Here is a 25,155-nt window from a genome sequence, read left to right on the forward strand (position 1 = left end):
TGACACGGGGGCTGTCGGAGACCGACCGGCGTCGCATCGCCCGGTCCGGTCTGCCGCCGGTCGAGGCCGAGCAGGGCACCGCGCTCTTCGACGCGGCCCTGGCCTCCGGCGAGCCGGTCGTCCTCCCCGTCCGCCTCGACCTCCCGGCGCTGCGCGCCCAGGGTGAGGTGCCGCCGCTGCTCGGCGGGCTGATCCGCACCCCGGTCCGCCGCGCCGCGGCGGCAGCCGGCTCAGCCGCCGCCACCGGGCTGGCCGCGCGCCTCGCCGGCCTCGCGGAGGCCGAGCGGCGCGAGGTGCTGCTCGACCTGGTCCGCGGCCAGATCGCCGTCGTCCTCGGCCATTCCGGTGCCCAGACCGTCGACCCGCACCGCGCCTTCCAGGACCTCGGTTTCGATTCCCTGACCGCTGTGGAACTGCGCAACCGGCTCGGCAAGGTCACCGGCCTGCGCCTGCCCGCGACGGTCGTCTTCGACTACCCGACCGCCGACCTCCTCGCCGGTCATCTCCTCGACGGCGTCCTCGGCACCGAGCCGGCCGTGGCGGTCCCCGTCGCGGCACTGCCGTCCGTGGCCGACGACCCGGTCGTCATCGTCGGCATGGCCTGCCGCTACCCGGGCGGCGTCACTTCCCCCGAAGACCTGTGGCGCATCGTCTCCGACGGCGTCGACGCGGTCGGCGACTTCCCGTCCGACCGAGGCTGGGACGTGGAATCCCTCTACAGCGAGGACCGGGGCGTGCCCGGCACCACGTACACCCGGTCCGGTGGTTTCCTGCACGACGCGCCGGAGTTCGACCCGGAGTTCTTCGGGATGAGCCCGCGTGAGGCGGTCTCCACGGACGCGCAGCAGCGTCTTCTGCTGGAGACGACGTGGGAGGCGATCGAGCGGTCGGGTATCGACCCTGTCTCCCTGCGCGGCAGCCAGACCGGTGTCTTCGCCGGTGTCATGTACAACGACTACGGCAGCATCCTCACCGACGACCAGTACGAGGGCTATCGCGGCAACGGCAGCGCGGGCAGCATCGCCTCGGGCCGTGTCTCCTACACCTTCGGCTTCGAAGGCCCCGCGGTCACGGTCGACACCGCCTGCTCCTCGTCGCTCGTCGCCATGCACTGGGCGGCGCAGGCGCTGCGCTCCGGTGAGTGCTCGCTGGCCGTGGCCGGCGGCGTCACCGTCATGGCCACCCCCACGGCGTTCGTGGAGTTCTCCCGCCAGGGCGCCCTCTCCCCGGACAGCCGCTGCAAGGCGTTCTCCGACGCCGCCGACGGCGCGGGCTGGTCCGAGGGTGTGGGCATGGTGGTGCTGGAGCGTCTGTCGGACGCCCGGCGCAACGGGCATCGTGTGTGGGCGGTGGTGCGTGGTTCGGCGGTGAACCAGGACGGTGCGTCGAACGGTCTGACGGCGCCGAACGGCCCCTCGCAGCAGCGGGTCATCCGTCAGGCCCTTGCCAGTGGCGGTCTGTCGGCGGCGGATGTGGATGTGGTGGAGGCGCACGGGACGGGGACGACGCTGGGTGACCCGATCGAGGCGCAGGCACTCCTGGCCACCTACGGCCAGGAGCGTGAGGAGGGCAGGCCGCTCCGGCTCGGTTCGGTGAAGTCCAACATCGGGCACACGCAGGCCGCGGCGGGTGTGGCGGGTGTCATCAAGATGGTGATGGCGATGCGGCACGGCAGGTTGCCGCGCACGCTGCACGTGGACGCGCCGTCGTCGCATGTCGACTGGTCGGCCGGTGCGGTGGAGTTGCTGACCGGTGAGCGGGCGTGGCCGGCGGAGGAGCGTGCCCGCCGGGCCGGTGTGTCCTCGTTCGGGATCAGCGGCACCAACGCCCACGTCATCATCGAACAGCCGGAGGAGGCGCCCGAGCCGGAGCCCACGGTGGTACCCGCGGTCGACGTGCCGTGGGTGCTCTCCGCCCGGTCGGCCCCGGCGCTGCGCGCCCAGGCCGAGCGGCTGCGCGCCCACGTGGCCGCCGAGCCGGCCGACGTGCTGGACGTGGCCTTCTCGCTCGCCTCGGGCCGAGCCACCCTCGACCACCGGGCGGTGGTCCTGGGCACCGACCGCGAAGCGGCCCTGGAAGCCCTGGCCTCGGGTCTGCCCGACGCGGGCGTCGTGGAGGGCGTGGCCACCGGAGGCCGTACCGCGTTCCTGTTCTCGGGGCAGGGGTCGCAGCGTCTGGGGATGGGGCGTGGTCTGTACGAGCGTTTCCCGGCGTTCGCGGAGGCTTTCGACGCGGTGTGCGCGGGCCTGGACGCGCACCTGGACCGCCCGCTGCGCGAGGTGGTCTGGGGCGACGACGCGTCGGTCCTGGACGGGACGGCGTACGCGCAGGCGGGTCTGTTCGCCGTCGAGGTGGCGCTGTTCCGGCTCGTCGAGTCGTGGGGGGTGCGGCCGGAGTTCGTGGCCGGTCACTCCATCGGTGAGGTCGCCGCGGCGCACGTGGCCGGGGTGCTCGCCCTCGCCGACGCCGCCGCGCTCGTCGCCGCCCGGGGCCGTCTGATGCAGGCGCTGCCCGAGGGCGGCGCCATGGTCGCCCTGGAGGCGTCGGAGGCGGAGGTGCTGCCGCGTCTGGAATCCGTCGAGGACGTGTCGATCGCCGCCGTCAACGGTTCCACCTCCGTGGTCGTCTCGGGCGCCGAGGACGCGGTCGAGGAGGTCGCCGCGGTCTTCCGTGAGCAGGGGCGCCGCGTCAGCCGGCTGCGCGTCTCGCACGCCTTCCACTCGCCGCTGATGGAGCCGATGCTTGACGCGTTCCGGCAGGTGGTGGAGGGGCTGTCGTACGCGGAGCCGTCGCTGCCGGTCGTCTCGAACGTCACGGGGCGGATCGCCGAGTCCGGTGAACTGACCACGCCGGACTACTGGGTGCGGCATGTCCGTGAGGCCGTCCGCTTTGACGACGGCGTCCGGGCCCTCGCGGAAGAGGGCGTCACGAGGTTCGTGGAACTGGGCCCTGACGGGGTGCTCAGCGGCATGGCGCGGGAGAGTGCCGGTGAGGACGCCGTCCTCGTCCCGCTCCTGCGCAAGGACCGTGAGGAGACGTCGACGGCGCTCGCCGCGCTGGCCCGTCTCCACACGGTGGGAGCCGAGGTGAAGTGGACCGGCTTCTTCGCCGGTACCGCTGCCCGCACCGTTGACCTGCCGACCTACGCCTTCCAGAAGCGGCGTTTCTGGCCGGAGGCCACCGTCCGCGCCGTCGCCGGCCCCAGGTCGGCGGGGGTCGACGCGGCCGACCATCCGTTGCTGGGCGCGGTGGTGTCGCTGCCGGACTCGGGGGGCGTGGTGCTGACGGGCCGGTTGTCGGTGGAGGCGCAGCCGTGGCTCGCCGATCACGTGGTCCTCGGCCGGGTCCTGCTGCCCGGTGCGGGCCTGGTGGAACTGGCCCTCGCGGCCGGTGACGCGGCCGGCTCCGCCGCTCTCGAGGAACTGACCCTCGCCGCGCCGCTGGTGCTGCCCGAGGACACCGGACTCCAGCTCCGCGTCGTCGCGGGGCCGAAGACCGACGGACGCCGCACCGTGGCCGTCCACTCGCGGCCCGAAGGCGCGGAGGACGCGCCGTGGACAGCCCATGCGCACGGCTTCCTCACCGACGTCCCGACGGGCTCCGGCGAGGCCCTGACCGAGTGGCCCCCGCCCGGCGCCGAGCCGGTACCGGTCGAGCACGCCTACGAGGAGTTCCGCGAGCGTGGCTACGGCTACGGGCCGGTCTTCCAGGGCCTGTGCGCCGCCTGGCGGCGCGACGACGCGATGTTCGCGGAGGTGGCGCTCCCCGAGGACGCGGCAGGCGAGGCGAGCCGGTTCGGCCTGCACCCGGCCGTACTCGATGCCGCCATGCACGCCGGCATCCTGAACGAGGAGGAGGGCCAGGCAGTCGTTCCGTTCGCCTGGAACGACGTGGCCCTCCACGCCGTCGGCGCGTCCGCCGTCCGCGTACGGGTGAGCCGCACCGACGCCCACACCGTCTCCCTGACCCTCGCCGACTCCACCGGCGCGCCGGTCCTGACCGTGGGCTCCCTCGCGAGCCGCCCGGTCTCCGCCGAACAGCTCGGCAGTGCCTCGGCCGGCGCGGGCGCCCTTTACGGCATCGAGTGGACGCCGGCCACCGTGGACACCTCCACGGTCGGTGGCCATGTCTCCTGGGCCGAAGCCCTGGAGGCGGACACCACAGCGCCCGCAGCGGTCGTCCTGGAGGTGCGCGAACCCTCCGGTCCGGACGTCCCGGCGGCCGTCCGGGCCGTCCTGGACCAGGTCCTCTCCGCGATCCAGCAGTGGCTCCACGACGAGCGCTTCACCTCCTCGCGTCTGGTCGTCGTCACCCGTGGCGCGACACCGGCCGGTTCCGCCGTCGACGTCGTCCAGGCCCCCGTGTGGGGTCTGGTGCGGGCGGCGCTCGCGGAGAATCCGGGCCGGTTCGCCCTGGCCGATGTCGCCGTGGACGCGGGCGACGCGGCAGTGGGGCGTGCGGTCGCGGCCGTCCTCTCGGGCGAGGCCGAGGTCGCCGTCCGTGACGGTGAGGTGCTGGTGCCGAGGCTCGGCAGGCTCGGCGAGCCCGAAGTGCCGGTGTCCGTGCCGCCGTCGGACGGTGAGGGCGCGGTGTTGGTGACGGGTGGTACGGGTGGTCTGGGTGCGGTGATGGCCCGGTATCTGGTGGCTGAGCGTGGCGTGCGGGACCTGGTGCTGGTGTCGCGGCGTGGCGGGGACGCCCCGGGTGCGGCGGAGCTGGCCGGGGAGCTGCGCGAGGCCGGTGCCGCGGTGGAGGTCGTCGCGTGCGACCTGTCCGACCGTGAGTCGGTCGTCGGTCTGGTCGAGTCCCTCGTCGCAGGACGCGGGCTGCGCGCCGTCGTGCACGCGGCCGGGGTCGGGGGCGGCGGCCTGGTGGGCACGCTGTCGTCCGAGCGGTTCGGTGCGGTGCTGGGTGCGAAGGCCGATGCGGCGTGGTGGTTGCACGAGGCGACGGCGGGTGTGGGGTTGGCGGCGTTCGTACTGGTGTCGTCGGCGGGTGGTCTGGTGCTGACGGCTGGTCAGGGTGATTACGCTGCGGCCAATGTGTTCCTGGACGCGTTGGCGGCGCGGCGTCGGGCCGAGGGTCTGGTGGCGACGTCGATGGCCTTCGGGTTCTGGGACGTGGGCGCGGGGCTGGGTGAGTACCTGTCGGAGGTGGACCGGCGTCGGATGGCGTCGCAGGGTCTGCCGTCGTTGTCGCACGAGGCGGGGCTGGCGTTGTTCGCGGCGGGTCTGGACCGGAGTGAGGCGACGGTCGTGCCGCTGCGCGTCGACACCGCCGCGCTGCGCACCCGCACCGACGAGATCCCCGCGCTCCTGCGCGCACTGGCCCCCGCCCGCCGCGTCACCGCGGCCACGGGATCGGCGGTGGCGCCGGGCCAGGGTGACTCCCCGTCGCGCAAGCTCGCCGAACTGCCCGCGCCCGAACGGCACCGCACGGTGCTGCACCTGGTCCGGTCGCAGGTCGCGGCGGTGCTGGGCCACGGGTCGGCCGAGGCGATCGGCGCGGACCGGGCCTTCCAGGAACTGGGCTTCGACTCGCTGGCGGCGACCGAACTGCGCAACCGGCTCAACACACTGACCGGACTGCGGCTGCCCGCCACCCTGGTCTTCGACCACCCCAACGCCCTCGCCGTCACCGACCACCTCTCCGCGCGGCTCGCCGGCGAGACCGCGCGGACAAGGACCCCGGTCCGCACCGGCACAGGGGCGCCGGCCGCCGACGAGCCCATCGCCATCGTCGGCATGGCCTGCCGCTACCCCGGCGGCGTCACCACCCCCGAGGAACTGTGGCGCCTGGTCACCGAAGGCGTGGACACCGTCTCCGACCTTCCCGACGACCGGGGCTGGGACATCGACGGGCTCTACGACCCCGAGCCCGGCAAGGAGGGCAAGAGCTACACCAAGCGCGGCAGCTTCCTCCACGACGCCGCCCAGTTCGACCCCGGCTTCTTCGGCATCTCGCCACGCGAGGCCCTGTACATGGACCCGCAGCAGCGCCTGCTCCTGGAGACCTCCTGGGAGGCACTGGAGCGTGCCGGCATCGACCCGGCCACCCTGCGCGGCAGCCAGACCGGCGTCTTCGCCGGCGTCATGTACCACGACTACGCGCTGAACGTCTCGCCCTCCGGCACCGCCGGCGGCAGCGTGGTGTCCGGTCGCCTGTCGTACACCTTCGGCTGGGAGGGCCCGGCCGTCACCGTGGACACGGCCTGCTCCTCGTCCCTGGTCGCGCTGCACCTCGCGGTACAGGCGCTGCGCTCCGGCGAGTGCTCGCTCGCCGTGGCCGGCGGCGCCACCGTGATGTCGACGCCCGGCATGTTCGTCGAGTTCAGCCGCCAGCGGGGCCTCTCCGCCGACGGCCGCTGCAAGGCGTTCGCCGGCGCGGCGGACGGCGTCGGCTGGTCGGAGGGCGTCGGCGTCCTCCTGGTGGAGCGGCTCTCCGACGCCGTGCGCAACGGCCACCGCGTGCTGGCCGTCGTCAAGGGCACGGCCGTCAACCAGGACGGCGCCTCCAACGGCTTCACCGCGCCCAACGGCCCCTCCCAGCAGCGCGTCATCCGCCAGGCCCTGCGGGGCGCCGGAGTGCCCGCCTCCGAGGTGGACGTGGTCGAGGCGCACGGCACCGGCACCACCCTCGGTGACCCCATCGAGGCCCAGGCGCTGCTCGCCACCTACGGCCAGGACCGGCCCGGGGACCGGCCGCTGCTGCTCGGCTCCGTCAAGTCCAACATCGGCCACGCCCAGGCCGCAGCCGGGGTCGCCGGCGTCATCAAGATGGTCATGGCGATGGAGCACGGCACCGTGCCGCGCACCCTCCACGTCGACCAGCCGTCGCCGCACGTCGACTGGACCGAGGGCAGCGCCGAACTCGTCACCGAGGACCGGCCGTGGCCGGTCACCGGCCGTCCGCGCCGGGCGAGCGTCTCGGCGTTCGGCCTCAGCGGCACCAACGCCCACGTCGTCCTGGAGCAGGGGCCCGGCGTCGCGGCCGACGCGCCGCGATCCGCCGAGGAGGGCCGCGCCCCCGCCGTCCTCCCGTGGACGGTCTCGGCGGCCACCCCGGACGCCCTGCGCGCCCAGGCCACCCGTCTCCTGGATCACCTGGCGGACCGGCCCGAGGCGCGCCCCCTGGACGTCGCCCACGCGCTGGCCACCTCCCGCACCTCGCTGGAGTCCCGCGCGGTGGTCCTCGGTACTGGCCGGGACGACCTCCTGACCGGCCTGCGCTCCCTCGCGGCCGGCGAGAACGCCCCCGGGGTCGTCACCGGAACCGCCCGCTCCGTCGGCACCACGGCCTTCCTCTTCTCCGGGCAGGGCGCACAACGCCTGGAGATGGGGCGCGCCCTCCACGAGGCGTTCCCCGTCTTCGCTGAGGCGTTCGACGCGGTCTCGGCCGGGCTCGACGAGCACCTGGACCGGCCGCTGCGCGAGGTGGCCTGGGGCCAGAACGCGTCGGACCTCGACGGCACGGCATATGCCCAGTCCGCGCTGTTCGCCTACGAAGTCGCTCTCTTCCAGCTTCTCGCCTCGTGGGGCGTCACCCCGGACCTGGTGGCCGGCCATTCGATCGGTGAGGTGGCGGCCGCGCATGTGGCGGGTGTGTTCTCGCTGGCGGATGCGTGTGCTCTGGTGGCCGCCCGGGGTCGTCTGATGCAGGCGTTGCCGGAGGGTGGCGCCATGGTGGCTCTGGAGGCGTCCGAGGCCGAGGTGCTGCCGCATCTGGAATCCGTCGAGGGCGTTTCGGTCGCCGCCGTGAACGGTCCGTCGTCGGTGGTTGTCTCGGGCGTTGGGGAAGCCGTCGAGACGGTGGCGGAGGCGTTCCGTGAGCAGGGACGCCGAGTCAGCCGTCTGCGTGTGTCGCACGCCTTCCACTCGCCACTGATGGAGCCGATGCTCGCTGAATTCCAAGAGGTCCTGGTCGGCCTGTCGTACGCGGAGCCGTCGCTGCCCGTCGTCTCGAACGTCTCGGGCCGGATCGCGCAGTCCGGTGAACTGACCACGCCGGACTACTGGGTGCGGCACGTCCGTGAGGCCGTCCGCTTCGGCGACGGCGTCCGGGCGCTGCGTGCCGCGGGCGTGGACCGCTGTGTCGAGGTCGGCCCCGACGCCGTCCTCACCGGAATGGCCCGCACCTGCCTCGACGCCGACGAGGAGACCGCGGTCCTGCTGGTGCCGTCCGCCCGCAAGGGACGGGAGGAGCCCGACGCCCTGCTCACCGCGCTCGCGCAGCTGCACACCGCGGGCACGGCCGTCGACTGGGCCGGCTTCTTCGCCGGCTCCGGTGCCCGCCCCGTCGACCTGCCCACCTACGCCTTCCAGCGCGAGCGGTACTGGCTGACCGCCGCCGACGGGGCCCCGGCCGCCGCCGGCGCCGGGCTCGACACGGCCGACCACCCGTTGGTGGGAGCGGTGGTGTCGCTGCCGGACTCCGGCGGCGCGGTGCTGACGGGCCGGCTGTCGGTGGAGGCGCAGCCGTGGCTCGCCGACCACGTGGTCCTCGGCAGGACCATGCTGCCGGGCGCCGTCCTCGTCGAACTGGCCCTCACGGCTGGTGAGTCCGTCGACTGCGCCACGCTCGACGAACTGACCCTGGCGGCGCCCCTGGTGCTGCCCGAGCGGAGCGGTGCCCAAGTCCGCGTCGTCGTCGGGCCGCGCACCGCCGGACGCCGCACGGTCGCCGTCTACTCGCGCCCCGAGGACACCGAGCAGGAGTGGGCCACCCACGCCACCGGCTTCCTCACCGACACCTCCGTCCCGGCCGGGGACGAGCTGACGCAGTGGCCGCCGGCCGGCGCCGACACCGTGCCCGTGGAGCGGGCGTACGAGGTCTTCCACGAGCGCGGCTACGCGTACGGGCCGGTGTTCCAGGGGCTGCGCGCCGCCTGGCGGCGGGGCGGGGAACTCTTCGCGGAGGTGGCGCTCCCCGAGGAGGCGGCCGACGAGGCGAGGCTGTTCGGCCTGCACCCGGCGCTGCTCGACGCCGCCATGCACGCCGCGATCCTCAACGACAGCAACGACAGCAACGACAGCAACGACAGCGATGCCGGGGACGCCGGCGCCGAGGGAGGGAGCGGCGAGACGGTGATCCCGTTCGCGTGGAACCGCGTCGCCCTGCACGCGGTCGGTGCGACCGCCGTCCGCGTCCGGATCGCCACCGCCGACGACGGCGGGATGGACATCCGTGTCGCCGACGTCACCGGTGCCCCGGTGATGACGGTCGGCTCCATGGTGAGCCGCCCCGTCTCCGCCGACCAGCTCGGTGCCGCGTCCCGCGACGCGGGCGCGCTCTACGCCCCCGAGTGGATCCCCGCGACCGGGGCCGGTGTCACCGGCACGGCGTGGGCCCACTGGGCCGAGGTCGCGGAGTCCGGCGGCGAGGCGCCCGCCGTCGTGGTGCTGGACGCCTCCGTCATGTCCGGCCCGGACGAGGCCGAGGTGCCCGCCTCGCTGCGGTCGGTGCTGGACGGTGTGCTGGCCGTGGCGCAGCGCTGGCTGACCGAGGAGCGCTTCGGCGCCTCCCGCCTCGTGGTGGTGACGCGGGGCGCGATGCCGGTGGGCCTCGCCGGTGCCCCGGCCGTCGGTGATGTGGTCCTGGCTCCGGTGTGGGGTCTGGTGCGGGCGGCGGTGGCGGAGAATCCGGGTCGGTTCGCTCTGGCCGATGTGGCGGTGGACGCGGATGAGGTGGCGGTGGACCGTGCGGTCGCGGCGGTGCTGTCGGGCGAGGCGGAGGTGGCGGTTCGCGAGGGTGTGGTGTGGGTGCCGAGGCTGGCGCGGTTGCGGGAGGACGTTTCCGCTGTGGGGGTGCCGGTGTCCGTGCCGTCGTTGGATGGTGAGGGTGCGGTGTTGGTGACGGGTGGTACGGGTGGTCTGGGTGCGGTGATGGCCCGGTATCTGGTGGCTGAGCGTGGTGTGCGGGACCTGGTGCTGGTGTCGCGGCGGGGTGCGGATGCTCCGGGTGCTGGGGAGCTGGCGGGGGAGTTGCGTGCGGCTGGTGCGACGGTCGAGGTGGTCGCGTGTGATGTGTCGGACCGGTGGGCGGTGGTCGGTCTTGTCGAGTCTCTTGTCTGCGGCCGTGGGCTGCTTGCTGTGGTACATGCGGCCGGGGTCGGGGACAACGGTCTTGTGCGGGATCTGAGTTCCGAGCGGTTCGGTGCGGTGCTGGGTGCGAAGGCCGATGCGGCGTGGTGGTTGCACGAGGCGACGGCGGGTGTGGGGTTGGCGGCGTTCGTACTGGTGTCGTCGGCGGGTGGTCTGGTGCTGACGGCGGGTCAGGGGAATTACGCTGCGGCCAATGTGTTCCTGGACGCGTTGGCGGCGCGGCGTCGGGCCGAGGGTCTGGTGGCGACGTCGATGGCCTTCGGGTTCTGGGACGTGGGCGCGGGGCTGGGTGAGTACCTGTCGGAGGTGGACCGGCGTCGGATGGCGTCGCAGGGTCTGCCGTCGTTGTCGCACGAGGCGGGGCTGGCGTTGTTCGCGGCGGGTCTGGACCGGAGTGAGGCGACGGTCGTGCCGCTGCGCGTCGACACCGCCGCGCTGCGCACCCGCACCGACGAGATCCCCGCGCTCCTGCGCGCACTGGCCCCCGCCCGCCGCGTCACCGCGGCCACGGGATCGGCGGTGGCGCCGGGCCAGGGTGACTCCCCGTCGCGCAAGCTCGCCGAACTGCCCGCGCCCGAACGGCACCGCACGGTGCTGCACCTGGTCCGGTCGCAGGTCGCGGCGGTGCTGGGCCACGGGTCGGCCGAGGCGATCGGCGCGGACCGGGCCTTCCAGGAACTGGGCTTCGACTCGCTGGCGGCGACCGAACTGCGCAACCGGCTCAACACACTGACCGGGCTGCGGCTGCCCGCGACCCTGGTCTTCGACCACCCCAACGCCCTCGCCGTCACCGGGATCGTTCTGGACGAACTGGCAGCCGCCCACCCCCAGACCGGCCCGGGCAGCGCCACCGATGACGACGACGGGGTGCGCCGCGCCCTGTCCGCCATCCCCGCCCGTCGCCTGCGGGACGCCGGCCTGGCCGAGACGCTGCTCGAACTCGCCGGGGAGTCCGGCGGGGTCTCCGCCGGCGAACGGGACGCCCTGCTCGCGGCCTTCGACGACGCCCCGGACGAGGCACCCGGTCCGTACGACGGGAGCGACGGGGACGGCACCATCGCCGACGCGACCGGGGCCGCGGACGGCACCGCCGGGACCGGAGCGGCCCCGGCCACGGACCCGGGTGCCGGCGCGCTGCGCGCGGCCCGGGCCGAGACCGCCCGGCTGCGCCGCGACAACCGCAGGCTCGCCGCGGCCCAGCACGAGCCCATCGCCATCGTGGGCATGGCCTGCCGCTACCCGGGCGGCGTCAGCTCGCCCGAGGACCTCTGGCGACTGGTCACCTCCGGTGACGACGCGATCGTCCCGTTCCCCGAGGACCGTGGCTGGGACCTGTCGATCCTCCGCGACCCCGAGAGCGAGCACCCCGACGGCCTCTACGCCCGGGAAGGCGGATTCCTCGACGGAGCGGCCGACTTCGACCCCGGCTTCTTCGGCATCTCGCCGCGCGAGGCCCTCGGCATGGACCCGCAGCAGCGCCTGGCGCTGGAGATGTCCTGGGAGGCACTGGAACGCGCAGGGATCGACCCGACGTCGCTCAAGGGCAGCCGGACCGGCGTCTTCGCCGGCGTCATGTACCACGACTACCCCGGCAGCGACGGCAACGGCAGCGTCGTCACCGGCCGCGTCGCCTACAAGCTGGGCCTGGAGGGCCCGGCGGTCTCCGTCGACACCGCCTGTTCCTCCTCGCTGGTCGCCCTGCACCTCGCGGTGCAGGCGCTCCGGCAGGGCGAGTGCTCCCTGGCGATCACCGGCGGTGTCACGGTGCTGTCGACGCCCGCCGTGTTCGCCGAGTTCGGCCGCCAGGGAGGCCTCGCTCCCGACGGCCGCTGCAAGTCCTTCGCCTCGGCGGCCGACGGCACCGGATTCTCCGAGGGCGCGGGCTTCCTCGTCGTCGAGCGGCTGTCCGACGCGGTACGCAACGGTCACGAGGTGCTCGCCGTGGTCCGCGGTTCCGCCGTCAACCAGGACGGCGCGAGCAACGGCCTCACCGCGCCCAACGGCCCCTCCCAGCGCCGCGTCATCCGGCAGGCGCTGGCCAACGCCCGGCTCGCCGCCGACCAGGTCGACGCCGTCGAGGCGCACGGCACCGGCACCACCCTGGGCGACCCCATCGAGGCCCAGGCGCTGCTGGCCACCTACGGGCAGAACCGCGCCCCCGGGCAGCCGCTGCTGCTCGGCTCGGTCAAGTCGAACATCGGCCACACCCAGGCCGCCGCCGGGGTCGCCGGCGTCATCAAGATGGTGCTGGCCCTGCGCAACGGGCGACTGCCCGCCACGCTGAACGTCGACGCCCCCAGCGACCAGGTCGACTGGACCACGGGGTCGGTGGAACTGCTCACCGAGGCGCGGGAGTGGACCGGCTCCGGCCGTCCCCGCCGCGCCGGCGTCTCCTCCTTCGGGATCAGCGGCACCAACGCCCACGTCATCGTCGAGCAGGCGCCGGCCGCCGCCCTCCCGGCGGCCGGGCCCGCGACCGGCGACACCGACGGCGGGCAGGCCGCGGCCCCGGTCGTCCCGTGGCTGCTGTCGGCCCGCGACCGGGACGCCCTGCGCGCCCAGGCCGAGCGACTGCTCGACCACCTCACCGCGGCCAAAACGCGTGCGCCGCGCCCGCTGGACGTCGCCTGCTCCCTGGCCACCACCCGGGCCTCGTTCGAGCACCGGGTGGCCGTCACGGGCGCCGGCCGGAACGGCCTGCTGGCCGCGCTCGGCGCCGTCGCCCGCGGCGAGGAACCCTCCACGACGGCCGGCGAGGGACTGCTCGCCGTCCTGTTCCCGGGGCAGGGCTCGCAGCGGCTCGGCATGGGACGCGGCCTCCACGAGCGGTTCCCGGTCTTCGCCGAGGCGTTCGACGCGGTCTGCGCCGGACTCGACGAGCACCTGGACCGCCCGCTGCGCGAGGTGGTCTGGGGCGACGACGAGGACGCCCTGAACGCCACCGCGTACGCGCAGGCCGCGCTGTTCGCCCTCGGAGTGGCCCTCCATCGGCTCACCGCCTCGTGGGGCGTCACCCCCGACCTGGTGGCCGGGCACTCGATCGGTGAGATCGCCGCCGCGCACGTCGCCGGGGTGTTCTCGCTGGCGGACGCCTGCGCCCTGGTCGCCGCGCGTGGCCGGCTGATGCAGGCGCTGCCGGAGGGCGGCGCGATGGCCGCCGTCCAGGCCACCGAGGAGGAGGTGCTGCCGCGTCTCACCGACGGGGTCTCGGTCGCCGCCGTCAACGGCCCCGCCTCCGTGGTGGTCTCCGGTACCGCCGAGGGTGTGGAGAAGGTGACCGGAGCCCTGCGCGAGCTGGGCCGCCGGACCACCGCGCTCCGCGTCTCGCACGCCTTCCACTCGCCGCTGATGGAACCGATGCTGGAGGAGTTCCGGGCGGTCGTCGCCGGGCTCACCCCGCAGGCCCCCGCGATCCCGGTGGTCTCCAACCTCACCGGGACCACCGCCGGCGCCGAGGAACTGTGCTCCGCCGAGTACTGGGTGCGGCACGTCCGGGAGGCGGTCCGCTTCGCCGACGGCGTCCGCGCCCTGCACGAGGCCGGTGCCACCCGCTTCCTGGAGCTGGGCCCCGACGGCGTCGCCTGCGCCATGGCCCGCGAGTCCCTGCCCGAGACCGCCGTGACCGTCGCCGCCCAGCGGCGTACGGCCCCCGGGGAGGCCGCGCTGGTCGAGGCCGTCGCCCGGCTGCACGGACACGGCGTCCGCGTGGACTGGCCCGCCTTCTTCGCGGGCCTCGACGCCCGCCGGGTGGACCTGCCCACCTACGCCTTCCAGCGGCGCCGGTTCTGGCCCGCCGAGATGATGGCCATGGGCGCCGGCGCGGAGGCCGCGGGTCTCGCGCCGGCCGGCCACCCGTTGCTCGGCGGCGCGGTCGAACTGGCCGGCACCGACGGCCACCTGTTCACCGGACGCCTCTCCCAGGGCACCCACGGCTGGGTCTGCGACCACCGGGTCATGGGCGCCGTCCTGGTGCCCGGCACCGCCCTGCTGGAACTCGCCGTCCACGCCGGCGGCGTGCTCGGGTGCGAGCGGGTGGAGGAACTGACCCTGGCCGCACCGCTGGTCCTGCCCGAGCGGGGCACGGTCCAGGTGCAGGTCGGCGTCGCGGCCCCCGACCCGGAGGGCCGCCGCGCCATCGCCATCCACTCCCGGCCCGCCGACGACCCCGGCGCGCCGTGGACCTCGCACGCCGAGGGCACTCTGGCCGCCGGCCCCGCGCAGGCCCCCGCCACCGACTTCGACGCCACCGTGTGGCCGCCGGAGAAGGCCGAACCGCTGGACACCGCCGGACTGTACGAGCGCTTCGAGGACGCCGGGTTCTCCTACGGCCCCGTCTTCCAGGGGCTGCGGGCCGCCTGGAGCCGCGACGGCGAGATCTTCGCCGAGGCCGCGCTGCCCGACGGCACCCACGGCGAGGCGTTCACCCTGCACCCGGCGCTCTTCGACGCCGGGCTCCACGCCACCGCCCTGGCCGGCGAGGAGGGCGAAGGCGCTGGCGGGGTCCCGTTCTCCTGGAACTCGGTCTCCGTGCACGCCGTCGGCGCCTCCGCCGTGCGGCTGCGGCTCTCCCGCACCGAGGACGGCATCCTCACGATCGCCGTCAGCGACACGGCCGGCGCCCCGGTCGCCACGGTCGGTTCCCTGGCGACCCGCCCGATCTCCGCCGGACAGCCCGGTGGCACGGGCGGCCCGGGCCGCGACTCCCTGTTCCTCCTGGACTGGGTGCCTGCCGGGGAGACCACCACGCAGGACGCCGCGGCGGCCGGCCCGTTCGCCGTCCTCGGCGCGGACAGCACGCTCCTCGCGGACGGTACCGCGGGCGTGGCCGGCCTGACGGACCTCGCCACCGGCCCCGCCGCCGGGGACGGCGTGCCGCCCGTGGTCCTGCTGCCGGTCACCACCACCCCGGGGGCGGAGCCCGGCACGGGCGAGGGGGACATGGCAGGGGCCGCCCGCGTGGCGACCACCAGGGTTCTGGAGACGGTCCGCGACTGGCTGGCGGACGAGCGGTCCGCCGCCTCCCGCCTGGTGGTCCTCACCCGTGGCGCCTCCGACGGCGCCGACCCGGCGGCCGCGGCGGTCTGGGGCCTGATGCGCGCCGCACAGGCGGAGAACCCCGGCCGGTTCACCCTCCTCGACCTGGAGTCCGCCGCCACCGAGCCCGTCGAGCCGTCCGTCCTGCGGGAGGCGCTGGCCTTGGGCGAGCCGCAGCTCGCCCTGCGCGAGGGCCGCCTGCTGGCGCCCCGTCTGGTACGCGCCGCGGCGCCCGCCGGAGGGGACGCGGCCGGCTGGGACCCGGCGGGCACCGTCCTGGTCACCGGCGGCACCGGCGGCCTCGGCGCCGCCGTCGCCCGCCACCTGGTCACCGAGCACGGTGCCCGGAACCTGCTCCTGGTGAGCCGGCGCGGCCCGGACGCCGAGGGGGCCGGTGACCTCGCGGCCGCCTTGGAGGAGGCGGGCGCCCGCGTCACCGTCGCGGCCTGCGACGTCGGTGACCGGGCGGCCCTCGACGCCCTGCTGGCGGACCTCCCCGCCGACCGCCCGCTGCGGGCCGTGGTCCACGCGGCCGGCGTCCTGGACGACGGGGTCCTCGACTCCCTCAGCCCGGAACGCCTGGCCGCCGTACTGCGCCCCAAGGCGGACGCCGCCTGGCACCTGCACGAGGCGACCGCGGGGCTCCCGCTCGACGCTTTCGTGCTGTTCTCCTCCGTGGCGGGCACGTTCGGCAGCGCCGGACAGGCCAACTACGCGGCGGGCAACGCCTTCCTCGACGCACTGGCCCGCCACCGCCGGGACCGCGGACTGCCCGCGGTGTCGATGGCCTGGGGCCCGTGGACGCGGGGGAGCGGCATGACCGGCGAGCTGACCGAGGCGGACATCGCCCGGATGTCCCGCGCGGGCATGCCCCCGATCGACCCGGAGCAGGGCCTGGCCCTGTTCGACACGGTCATCGGTGCCGCCGATCCCGCCCCGGCCCTCCTCCCGGTCCGGCTGGACCTGTCGGCCCTGCGCTCCCTCGGTGAGGTGCCGCCACTGTTCCGCTCGCTGATCCGGGCCCAGGCGCGCCGCGCCTCCGACGGAGGGGCCGCGGCCGCCGCCGGCCTCACCCGGCGCCTCGCCGGCCTGACCCGGGCCGAGGGAGAGGAGGTCCTGCTCGACCTGGTGCGCGGCCAGATCGCGACCGTACTGGGCCACACCGGCCTGGCCGACGTCGAACCCACCCGCGCGTTCCAGGACCTGGGCTTCGACTCGCTCACCTCCGTCGAGCTGCGGAACCGGCTCGGCGCCCTCACCGGTGTCCGGCTCCCGGCCACCCTGCTGTTCGACCACCCCACCCCAAGTGAGCTCGTCGCACACCTGTACACCCGGGTGGCACCCGCCCCGGCGGACGGGCCGGGGGCGGTCCTGGCCGAACTGGACAAGCTGGAGAAGTCCTTCACGGGTGTGGAGATGGGGGCGGAACTCTTCGACCAGGTGGCCGGTCGGCTGGAGGTGCTCCGCAGCAAGTGGCAGGAACTGCGGGCCGAGGCCGTCAAGGGTGCCGAGAAGGCGGAGGAGGAGACCTTCGACTTCGACTCGGCCTCCGACGAGGACATGTTCGACATGCTCGACAACGAACTCGGGCTCTCCTGACCCGACGGTGGTGGGGGCCGCCCGCACCGGCGGCCCCCACCACCGTCCCCGTGCAACTGAGGGCGGCCCTGGGGCCCGGCATCGTCACGATGCCGGGCCCCAGGGCCGCCCTCTCGCCGCTGTCCGGATTCGCCCCCCCGGGGCGGTCCGTTCGGGACGTCCGGTCACCCGAGCGAGTAGCCGATCCCGGGCGACGAAGCCCGATCCTGCCCGTTCAGGTGCGGTCGATGACCGCTTTTTTGTGCACGGAGAGTCCTTCTCCACTGGTCACGACCGCGCGTGTGTGAGGCAGGTGGGTCCTGCCTGCCCCCGTGCCCGCCGACCGTGCCCGTTGCGGGCGCAGTGCGTCCGGGTGGCCTCATCCCTCAGGCAGGTGCCGCCAGCCGCCCGTTCGCGAGTCGCGGCAGCGTCCCCGCGGTGGCCTTCGCCGGCGTCGAGCGAGCGCCTCAGGGCTCCTGGATGAACATGTCCGGCGGATTCTGGTGGAAGCGAGAGGCTTTTCGGAGTTCTTCAGTCCGTTTCTGTGCGAGCGGGTGCCCGCTTTTGCCCGCCGTTCAGGGCGTGCCTGCCGGGTCCCACCCCGGCAAGCTCCGGAGTTCGAGGGATTCCGCCGAGGGCTGACAGCGGGCGCTGCCCGTTCGGGTGCCCGCCGACGTGACCGCATGCCCGTCTCCCACGCGGAAGGGAGCGTGCGCCCAGCGGTCCCGCCCCTCCGGCTGAGGGAGCCCGTCGCCGGCCGGACACGGGAAAGGCCCGTGGACGCGGGGGGAGCGTCCACGGGCCTCGTCCCCGCACGCACGGGGGGAGTCGCGTGCGGGGAGTCAGAGCGGCCGGCGGAAACCGCGTACGGCGGCCGCCATGCCGGTCACGGCGATCACGGCGCAGATCACCACGGCGGGGACCGCGTGGTCCAGGCCGGGCACGTCCAGGGCGAGCGCCCGGGTGGCGTCGATCGCGTACGTCAGGGGGTTGACGCTCGCGACCGCGCCCAGCCAGGCGGGCAGGTCCTCGACCGGGACGTACGCGCTGGAGGCGAACATCAGCGGGAAGATCACGATCAGGGCGAGGTTCTGCAGCGGCTCGGCCCGCCGCAGCCAGGCGCCCGCCGCGATGAACGCCCAGCCCAGCGAGAAGCTGATGAACAGCGTCAGCCCGGCGGAGAGCGCCAGTTCGGCCGCCCCGCCGTTGGGGGAGTAGCCGAGGACGGTCATCGCCAGCGCCATGATGACGACGATCTGCACGGCGCCGCGCACCAGGCCGACCAGGCTGCGGGCGGCCAGCAGCGCCCCCGGGTGCACCGGCATGGACCGCAGCCGGGCCACCATGCCGTTCTTCTGGTCCTCCACCAGGCCCACGCCGGACTGCATCGCCGACTGGGCGGCGTTGTCCACCAGGACGGCCGGCAGCACGTAGTCGAGGTAGCTGACGCCGCCCGGGAAGTGCGGTGGCATGCCCATCCTGCTGAAGACCTGGGTCAGCACGAAGAGGATGACCACCGGCTGGATCAGGCCGAAGAGCACGATGCCCGGGTCGGTCACCATGGCCCGCAGGGACCGGCCGGTGAGCACCCGGATCTGGGTGAGGAGCGAACTCCCCCCGAAGGCGGGCACCGCACCGCCCTCATGCCGCGGCGCGGCCGGAGCGGCCGGCGGGGCGAGCTGAGTGGTCAAGGGGTCCTCCACGAAAGGCGTCGTCGGCCGGCGGGGCACCGGCCGGGGTGTCGAGGGGTGCGCGCGGCGCGCGACGGCACGCCGGGCCGGGCCCGGGGGCGGCCGGGGGCCTGAGCCGTCAGGCCGGGGTCCGGGCGGCGGCCTGATCGGCCAGGGTCAGGTACACGTCGTCGAGGGTGGGCTCGCCGAAGGTCAGCTCGCCCGCCTCGACGCCCACCTGGTCCAGGGTCCGGATGACGTCGGCGATCTCCCGGGTGGCGTCGATGGGTACGACGACGGTCCGGTCCGGGCCCTCGCCGTTGACCGGGGCGAAACCCGCCCGGCGCAGCGCCGCGCCCGCCGAGCGCACCTCCTCGCCCGACCCCAGCGTCAGCGTCACCGTGCGGCGGCCGACGGTCGCCTTCAGCTCCGACGCCGTCCCCGCCGCGACGACCCGGCCCGCGGACAGCACCGCGATCCGGTCCGCCAGCCGGTCGGCCTCCTCCAGGTACTGCGTGGTCAGCAGCACCGTCGTGCCCTGCTCGACCAGCCCCTCGACGATCTCCCACAGGTTGAGGCGGCTGGAGGGGTCCAGACCGGTGGTGGGCTCGTCGAGGAAGAGCACCTCCGGCGCGCCGACCAGCGACACCGCCAGGTCCAGGCGCCGCCGCAGACCGCCCGAGTAGCCGCTCGCACGCCGGTCGGCGACCTCCGTCAGCCGGAACACGTCCAGCAACTCCTGCGCGCGCGCTCGGGCAGCCCGGCGCCCCGCGCCCAGCAGACGGGCGATCAGCACGATGTTCTCCCGCCCGCTGAGCTGCGCGTCCACCGACGCGAACTGCCCGGTGAGCCCGATGCGCCGACGGATCTCGACCGGCCGGCCGGCCACGTCGTAGCCGGCGACCCTCGCCCGCCCCGACGTCGGCGGCAGAGCCGTGGTGAGGATGTCGACCAGAGTGGTCTTCCCGGCCCCGTTGTGGCCGAGGAGCCCCAGCACCGTGCCTCGCGGGACACTGACGCTGACCGAGTCCAGCGCGAGGACCGTGCCGTACGACTTGGTGACGTCCTCCGCCTCGATCATCAGGTCGCCGCACGCGGTGCCGGCGGCCGGTGCGGGCGTGGTGACAGGGGGCAGGTGGAGCCCGCTCATGGGGTGTACTCCCGCTCGTGGGTCTGTGCAGGGTGGACGACCGGCCGAGGGCCGGCCGGACGGGGACGCTCGCCACGCCCGCGCCGGGCGGGAGCGGTGCCGGGGCACCGGAACGACGGGCCCGGGAGGGCGGGGTGATCAGGAGCCCCGTACGGGGCGCCCCCCGCCGTACCGGGGGCGGAGGCCGTCGGGCCGCGGGGGTACCGCCGGGCCGGGAGGGTCACGGCGTGCCGCCGTCCATGAGGCGGAACAGCTCCTCGTCCGACGCGTCGTCCAGATCCAGCGGCGCGCTCGCCGGGGCCGCCGGGCCACCGCTCGGCGCCCACCGGCCGGCCAGGGCCCGCAGCCGCGCCGCCGTGTCCGAGTCGACCTCGGCGCCCGAGACGAGCAGCGCCTCCAGTTCGTCGACCAGCGAGACGGCGTCCCGGCACCGCGGGGCCGGACCGCCCCGGAGCGTGTCGCACACCAGGCGGGCCACGGCGGCGGGGGAGGGGTGGTCGAAGACGAGGGTCGGGGGAAGTCTCACGCCGGTGACGGCGGTCAGCCTGTTGCGCAGTTCCACGGCCGTGACGGAGGTGACGCCCAGCTCGGTGAAGGCCGTGTCCGGCCCGGCGTGCGAGAGGTCGTCGCCGGTCACCGCCGCCAGCTCGGCCCGCACCAGCTCGGTGACCAGCGCGCCCGCCTCGCTCCCGGACAGGCCCGACAGCCGCTCGGCCAGCTCGGGACCGGCGGCGCCGTCCGCTGAGCCGCCGGGCAGGGAGAGCCCGGTGACCACGGACCGGGACGAGGCGAGCCAGTACGCCTCGTGCTGGAAGGCGTACGTCGGCAACGGCACCGTGCGGGCCTGCGGCAGCACCTCCCGCCAGTCGACGTCGAGGCCGAGCGCGTGCAGCCGTACGGCCGCGGTCAGCGCCGACCGCTCCTCGTCCCCGTCGCCGCGTACCACCGGCTCCACGGCGGGGCCCTCGCCCGCAGCTTCGCCCAGGCACTCCCCGACCATCGGGGTGAGCGCGGCCTCAGGGCCCAACTCGACGTAGACGGCCGTGCCTTCGTCCGCCAGGTGCCCGATGGCGTCGGCGAACCGGACGGTCTCGCGGGCGTGGCGCACCCAGTGGTCCGGATCGCTGACCTCCTCGGCGGTGAGCGGCCTGCCGGTGACGCCGGAGACCACCGGCATCGCGGGCGCGGCGAACGACAGCCCGGCGACCGTCGCGCGGAACTCCGGGAGCATCGGCTCCATGAGAGGCGAGTGGAAGGCGTGGCTGACCATGAGCCGGTGCGTCTTGTGCCCGGCGGCGGCTAGCTCCGTGACCATTTCGGACAGGGCTTCCTCGGCCCCCGACAGGACCACGGAGCGCGGGCCGTTGACGGCGGCGACGGCGACCTCGCCGGCGCGGCCCGCCAGCAGCGGCAGGAGCTCCGCCTCGGAGCAGCGCACCGCCGCCATGGCGCCGCCCGGCGGCAGCGCCGCCATCAGCCGGCCGCGTGCCGTGACCAGGGCGCAGGCGTCGGGCAGGGACAGCACGCCCGCCACGTGGGCGGCGGCGATCTCGCCCACCGAGTGCCCGACCAGCCGCGTGGGGACGATCCCCCAGGACTCCAGGAGCCGGTACAGGGCGACCTCGAACGCGAACAGCGCGGGCTGGGCGTGGCCCGTGCCGTCGAGCAGCCCGGCCTCGTCACTGTCGGGCGCCGCCCACATGACCTCGGTCAGGGGCCGCTCAAGCAGCGGGTCGAGGACCTGGCACACCTCGCGCAGCGCGGTGTCGAAGACGGGGAAGGCGGTGGCCAGCCCACGGCCCATGCCGAGTCGCTGGCTGCCTTGCCCGGTGAGGACGAAGGCGGTCTCCGGGGCCGGGCCGAGCGGCCCGCGTCCGGCGCTCCCGGGGGCCTCGCCCCGGGCGAAGGTGTCGGCGGACCGGGCCAGCGCGTCCCGGTCGCCGCCGGTCAGCACGGCCGTGCGCGGGTGCAGCGCCCGGGTGGTGAGCAGGGAGTACGCGATGTCGCGGGCGGAGACCTCCGGATGGGCGGCGGCGTACCCGGCCAGGCGCCGCGCCTGCCCGCGCAGCGCGTCCGCGCTCTTCGCCGAGACCAGCCACGGCACGGCGGCGCGCGGGGTGAGGGTGTCCGCGCCCTCGGTCGGTTCCTCGTCGGGGGCCGGTGCCGGCGCCTCCTCCAGGACGAGGTGGGCGTTGGTGCCGCTGATGCCGAAGGAGGAGATGCCCGCGCGGCGCGGCCGCCCCTCCTCGCGGGGCCAGTCACGGGGAGCGGACAGCAGCCGTACGGTGCCCGGCGACCAGTCCACCCGGGAGGTCGGCGGGTCCGCGTGCAGGGTGCGCGGGAGCAGGTCGTGCTGGAGGGCCAGGACCATCTTGATCACCGCGGCGGCGCCGGCCGCGGCCTGGGTGTGGCCGAGGTTGGACTTCACGGAGCCCAGCCACAGCGGCCGGCCCTCCGGCCGGTCCCGCCCGTAGGTGCCCAGCAGCCCGTCCGCCTCGATCGGGTCGCCGAGGGCGGTGCCGGTGCCGTGCGCCTCGACCACGTCCACCTCGGCGGCCCGGACACCGGCGTCGGCGAGGGCCTGCCGGATCACCCGGCGCTGGGCCGGACCGTTGGGGGCGGTGAGGCCGTTGGAGGCGCCGTCCTGGTTGACGGCGGAGCCGCGGATCACGGCGAGGACTCGGTGGCCGTTGCGGCGGGCGTCGCAGAGCCGTTCCAGCATCAGCAGGCCCGCGCCCTCGGACCAGGCGGCGCCGTCGGCGCCCTCGCCGAACGACTTGCAGCGACCGTCGGGGGACAGGCCCCGCAGCCGGGAGAAGCCCACGAAGGGGGCCGGGGTGGACATCACGGCGACGCCGCCCGCCAGCGCGAGGTCGCACTCCCCGGAGCGCAGCGAGCGGCAGGCCAGGTGCAGCGCGACCAGGGACGAGGAGCAGGCGGTGTCCACGGTGAGCGCCGGACCGTTCAGCCCGAGTGTGTACGCGATCCGCCCGGAGAGCGCGCCGCCCGCGGTGCCGACCGGCAGCAGACTCTCCAGCTCCCCGGTCGGGTCGGCGGCGCCGGCCGCGTAGTCGTGGTACATCGCGCCGGTGAAGACGCCGCTCCGGCTGCCCCGCAGGGCCTTCGGCGCGATGCCGGCGCGTTCCACGGCCTCCCAGGCCGTCTCCAGCAGCAGCCGCTGCTGCGGGTCGGTGGCGAGCGCCTCGCGCGCCGACATCCCGAAGAAGCCCGCGTCGAAGTGGGCCGCGTCGCGCAGGAACCCGCCCTCGCGCGCCACCGAGGTGCCGGGCACGTCGGGGTCGTCGCCGAAGAGGGTGTCCAGCTCCCAGCCACGGTCCTCGGGGAAGCCGGACACGGCGTCGGTGCCGTCGCGCAGCAGCTCCCACAGCGCCTCGGGGGAGGCGGCGCCGCCGGGCAGGCGGCAGGCCATCGAGACGATCGCGACGGGCTCGCCGTCGTGAGCCGCCGTGCCGGGGCTCTCCTCCTCGGCCGGGGAGGAGAGGCCGGCCAGCTCCCGGGCCAGGGCGGCCGGGGTAGGGAAGTCGAAGGCGACGCCGGCGGGCAGCGGCAGCCCGGTGGCAGCGGCGAGCGCGTTGCGCAGCCGTACCGAGGCGACCGAGTCCAGGCCGTGGGCACGGAAGGTGGTGTCCGGCCCGATCGGCGCCGCGGCGGCTCGTGCGCCGGCCTCACCGGGCGCGGCGGCCAGCACCTCGGCGACCGTGGCGACCACCAGCTCCAGTGCCGCCCGGGGGCCGGGGCGGGGCGTCCCGGCCGGAACGGCGGCAGGACGCCCGGCCGCCTCGGCGAGATACCGCTCCAGCGCCCGCCGGTTGATCTTTCCGGCCGGGGTACGGGGCAGCTCGGGCAGGGCCACCAGCTCCAGCGGGATCTTGTACTCGGCGATGCCCTGGCCACGCAGGAACGCCGTCACCTCGTCGAGCCCGACCGTGCCGCGCGGGCGCGGTGCCACGCCGTCCGAGGGTGCGCCGGAGGGCCGTTCGGTGACGACCAGCACCGGGTACTCGCCCAGGCGGGGGTCCGGCGCGGCGCACACGGCGAGCGGGCCGATGCCCGGAAGCTCGGCCAGCAGTGCCTGGATCTCCACCGCGTTGAACTTGCGGCCGCCGACGTTGATCAGCTCCGCCGAGCGGCCGTGGAAGACGACCAGGCCGTCCTCGCCGATCGAGGCCAGGTCACCGGTGCGCAGCCAGCCGTCCTCCGACACCACCGACCGGGTCAGCTCCGGCTCGCCGAAATAGCCGCGGAACATACTGGGGCTGCGGTAGTACAGCTCGCCGGGCACTCCGGGCGGGCACGGCGCGCCGTCCTCGTCCAGGACGCGCGTCTCGGCGTCGCGCGTGGGCCGGCCGACGCTGCGCGAGACCACCTCCGGCGCGTCCGCGGACAGGCTGCTGGTGCCGTTGCCGGCCTCCGACATGCCCCACACCACCACCAGGGTGGTGTCCAGGGTCTCCCGCACCTCCCGGACGAGGGCCGGCGGCAGCGCGGCTCCGGCGGTGAGGACCCGGCCGGGGCGGAAGCCCGGTCCCGCGGCGTCCTCGCGCACCCGGGAGACCACGTCGTGCAGTTGGGCGGGGACCGCCACGACCACGCTCGGCCGCTCCCGGCGGGCCAGCTCCAGGAACCGGTCGACGTCCCATCCGGGCAGCAGCACCTGGCAGCCGCCGCGGAAGAGCGCCGAGTACGCCGACTGGAGGCCGAAGCAGTGGGTCAGCGGGCACGCCGTGAGCAGGGTGCCCGCGAAGGCCTCCGCGGTGTCCTCGGTGGCGGCCCGGGAGTTGGTGAGCAGTCCCTCGTGCGAGTGGAGGCAGATCTTGGGACGCGCCGAGGTGGTGCCCGAGGACGGCAGCAGCAGGAACGGCGAGTCGGGGCACACCTCCACGGGCAGCGGGTCGCGCCCGGACCACCGCTCCAGCATCTCGGTCACGGTCTCCGTGCCCTCGCCCGCCACGTCCCCCGTGACCAGCACCGCGCCCAGACCCGGCAGCGCCTCCCGCAGCGCCGGTCCGGAGAGCGGGCCCCCGCTCTCCTGGGTGCGCGGCGGCAGGACGACGGCGGCGGGTCCGACCCGCTCCAGCAGGGACCGGACATCCGCGGCCGCGTTGCCCTGGTGCACGGGCATCGTGACCGCGCCGACAGAGGCCGCGGCCAGATGGAGCGTCAGGTACTCCCAGCTGTTGGGCAGGTGCAGGGCCACCACGTCGCCGGGGACCACCCCCGCCTCCTGGAGGCCGCGCGCCAGCGCGTCCACCGCGGTCCGCCAGGCGTTCCAGGTCAGGGCGTACTCCCCGTCGACCAGGGCCACGGCGTCGCCGCCGTGCCGCACGGCCTCGGCGAACACCCGGGGCAGGGTCAGCCCGTCCAGGGCCCGGCCGGTGGCGCCGGGCGGATCGGTCACGTAGTCGTGTGCGTGGACGGGCACCATCACTCCTGGATGTCGAGCGTCGCCGTCGAGGGGGGGAACGGTTCCAGGCTGTTCCCACCCGGCCCGGGTTTTCCCTAGAGATCCCGCCGTAGCGGTCCGGGTGCGGCCCCGCCGGGCCGGGCCGCTCGGCGAGGTGACCGTGTGCGGATACGACTCAGCCCCGGCATACCGGGCAAC

The 25,155-nt window shown here is 75.2% G+C and carries 4 protein-coding genes (1 of these 4 running past the window's edge); 1 reads left to right on the plus strand and 3 read right to left on the minus strand.

All coding sequences use genetic code 11. From position 1 onward, the window contains the following. Positions 1-16,733, plus strand: partial view of a type I polyketide synthase gene (locus Sdia_RS15985; RefSeq protein WP_191835350.1) — the 3' portion only. It extends 15,211 nt beyond the left edge of the window; 16,733 of the gene's 31,944 nt are visible here — the last part of the coding sequence; its start codon lies off the left edge, out of view; it ends in the stop codon at positions 16,731-16,733. 821 nt (positions 16,734-17,554) lie between these two features. Here Sdia_RS15985 and Sdia_RS15990 read toward each other — a convergent pair. From Sdia_RS15990 to Sdia_RS16000, 3 genes are all read right to left on the minus strand, one after another. Beyond that, positions 17,555-18,403 carry an ABC transporter permease gene (locus tag Sdia_RS15990; protein WP_100457177.1) on the minus strand — a complete coding sequence of 283 codons (849 nt, stop codon included), beginning with the start codon at positions 18,401-18,403 and terminating at the stop codon, positions 17,555-17,557. 118 nt (positions 18,404-18,521) lie between these two features. Then, positions 18,522-19,532, minus strand: coding sequence for an ATP-binding cassette domain-containing protein (locus tag Sdia_RS15995; protein WP_100457003.1), 1,011 nt, complete (start codon positions 19,530-19,532; stop codon positions 18,522-18,524). Between the two features lie 220 nt (positions 19,533-19,752). After that, on the minus strand, positions 19,753-24,978 hold the full coding sequence (locus Sdia_RS16000; protein ID WP_115068698.1) for a type I polyketide synthase: 5,226 nt from the start codon (positions 24,976-24,978) through the stop codon (positions 19,753-19,755). Positions 24,979-25,155 lie beyond the last annotated feature (177 nt).

The sequence above is a fragment of the Streptomyces diastaticus subsp. diastaticus genome (assembly GCF_011170125.1).
In the GTDB taxonomy this organism is placed as follows: Bacteria; Actinomycetota; Actinomycetes; order Streptomycetales; family Streptomycetaceae; genus Streptomyces; species Streptomyces diastaticus.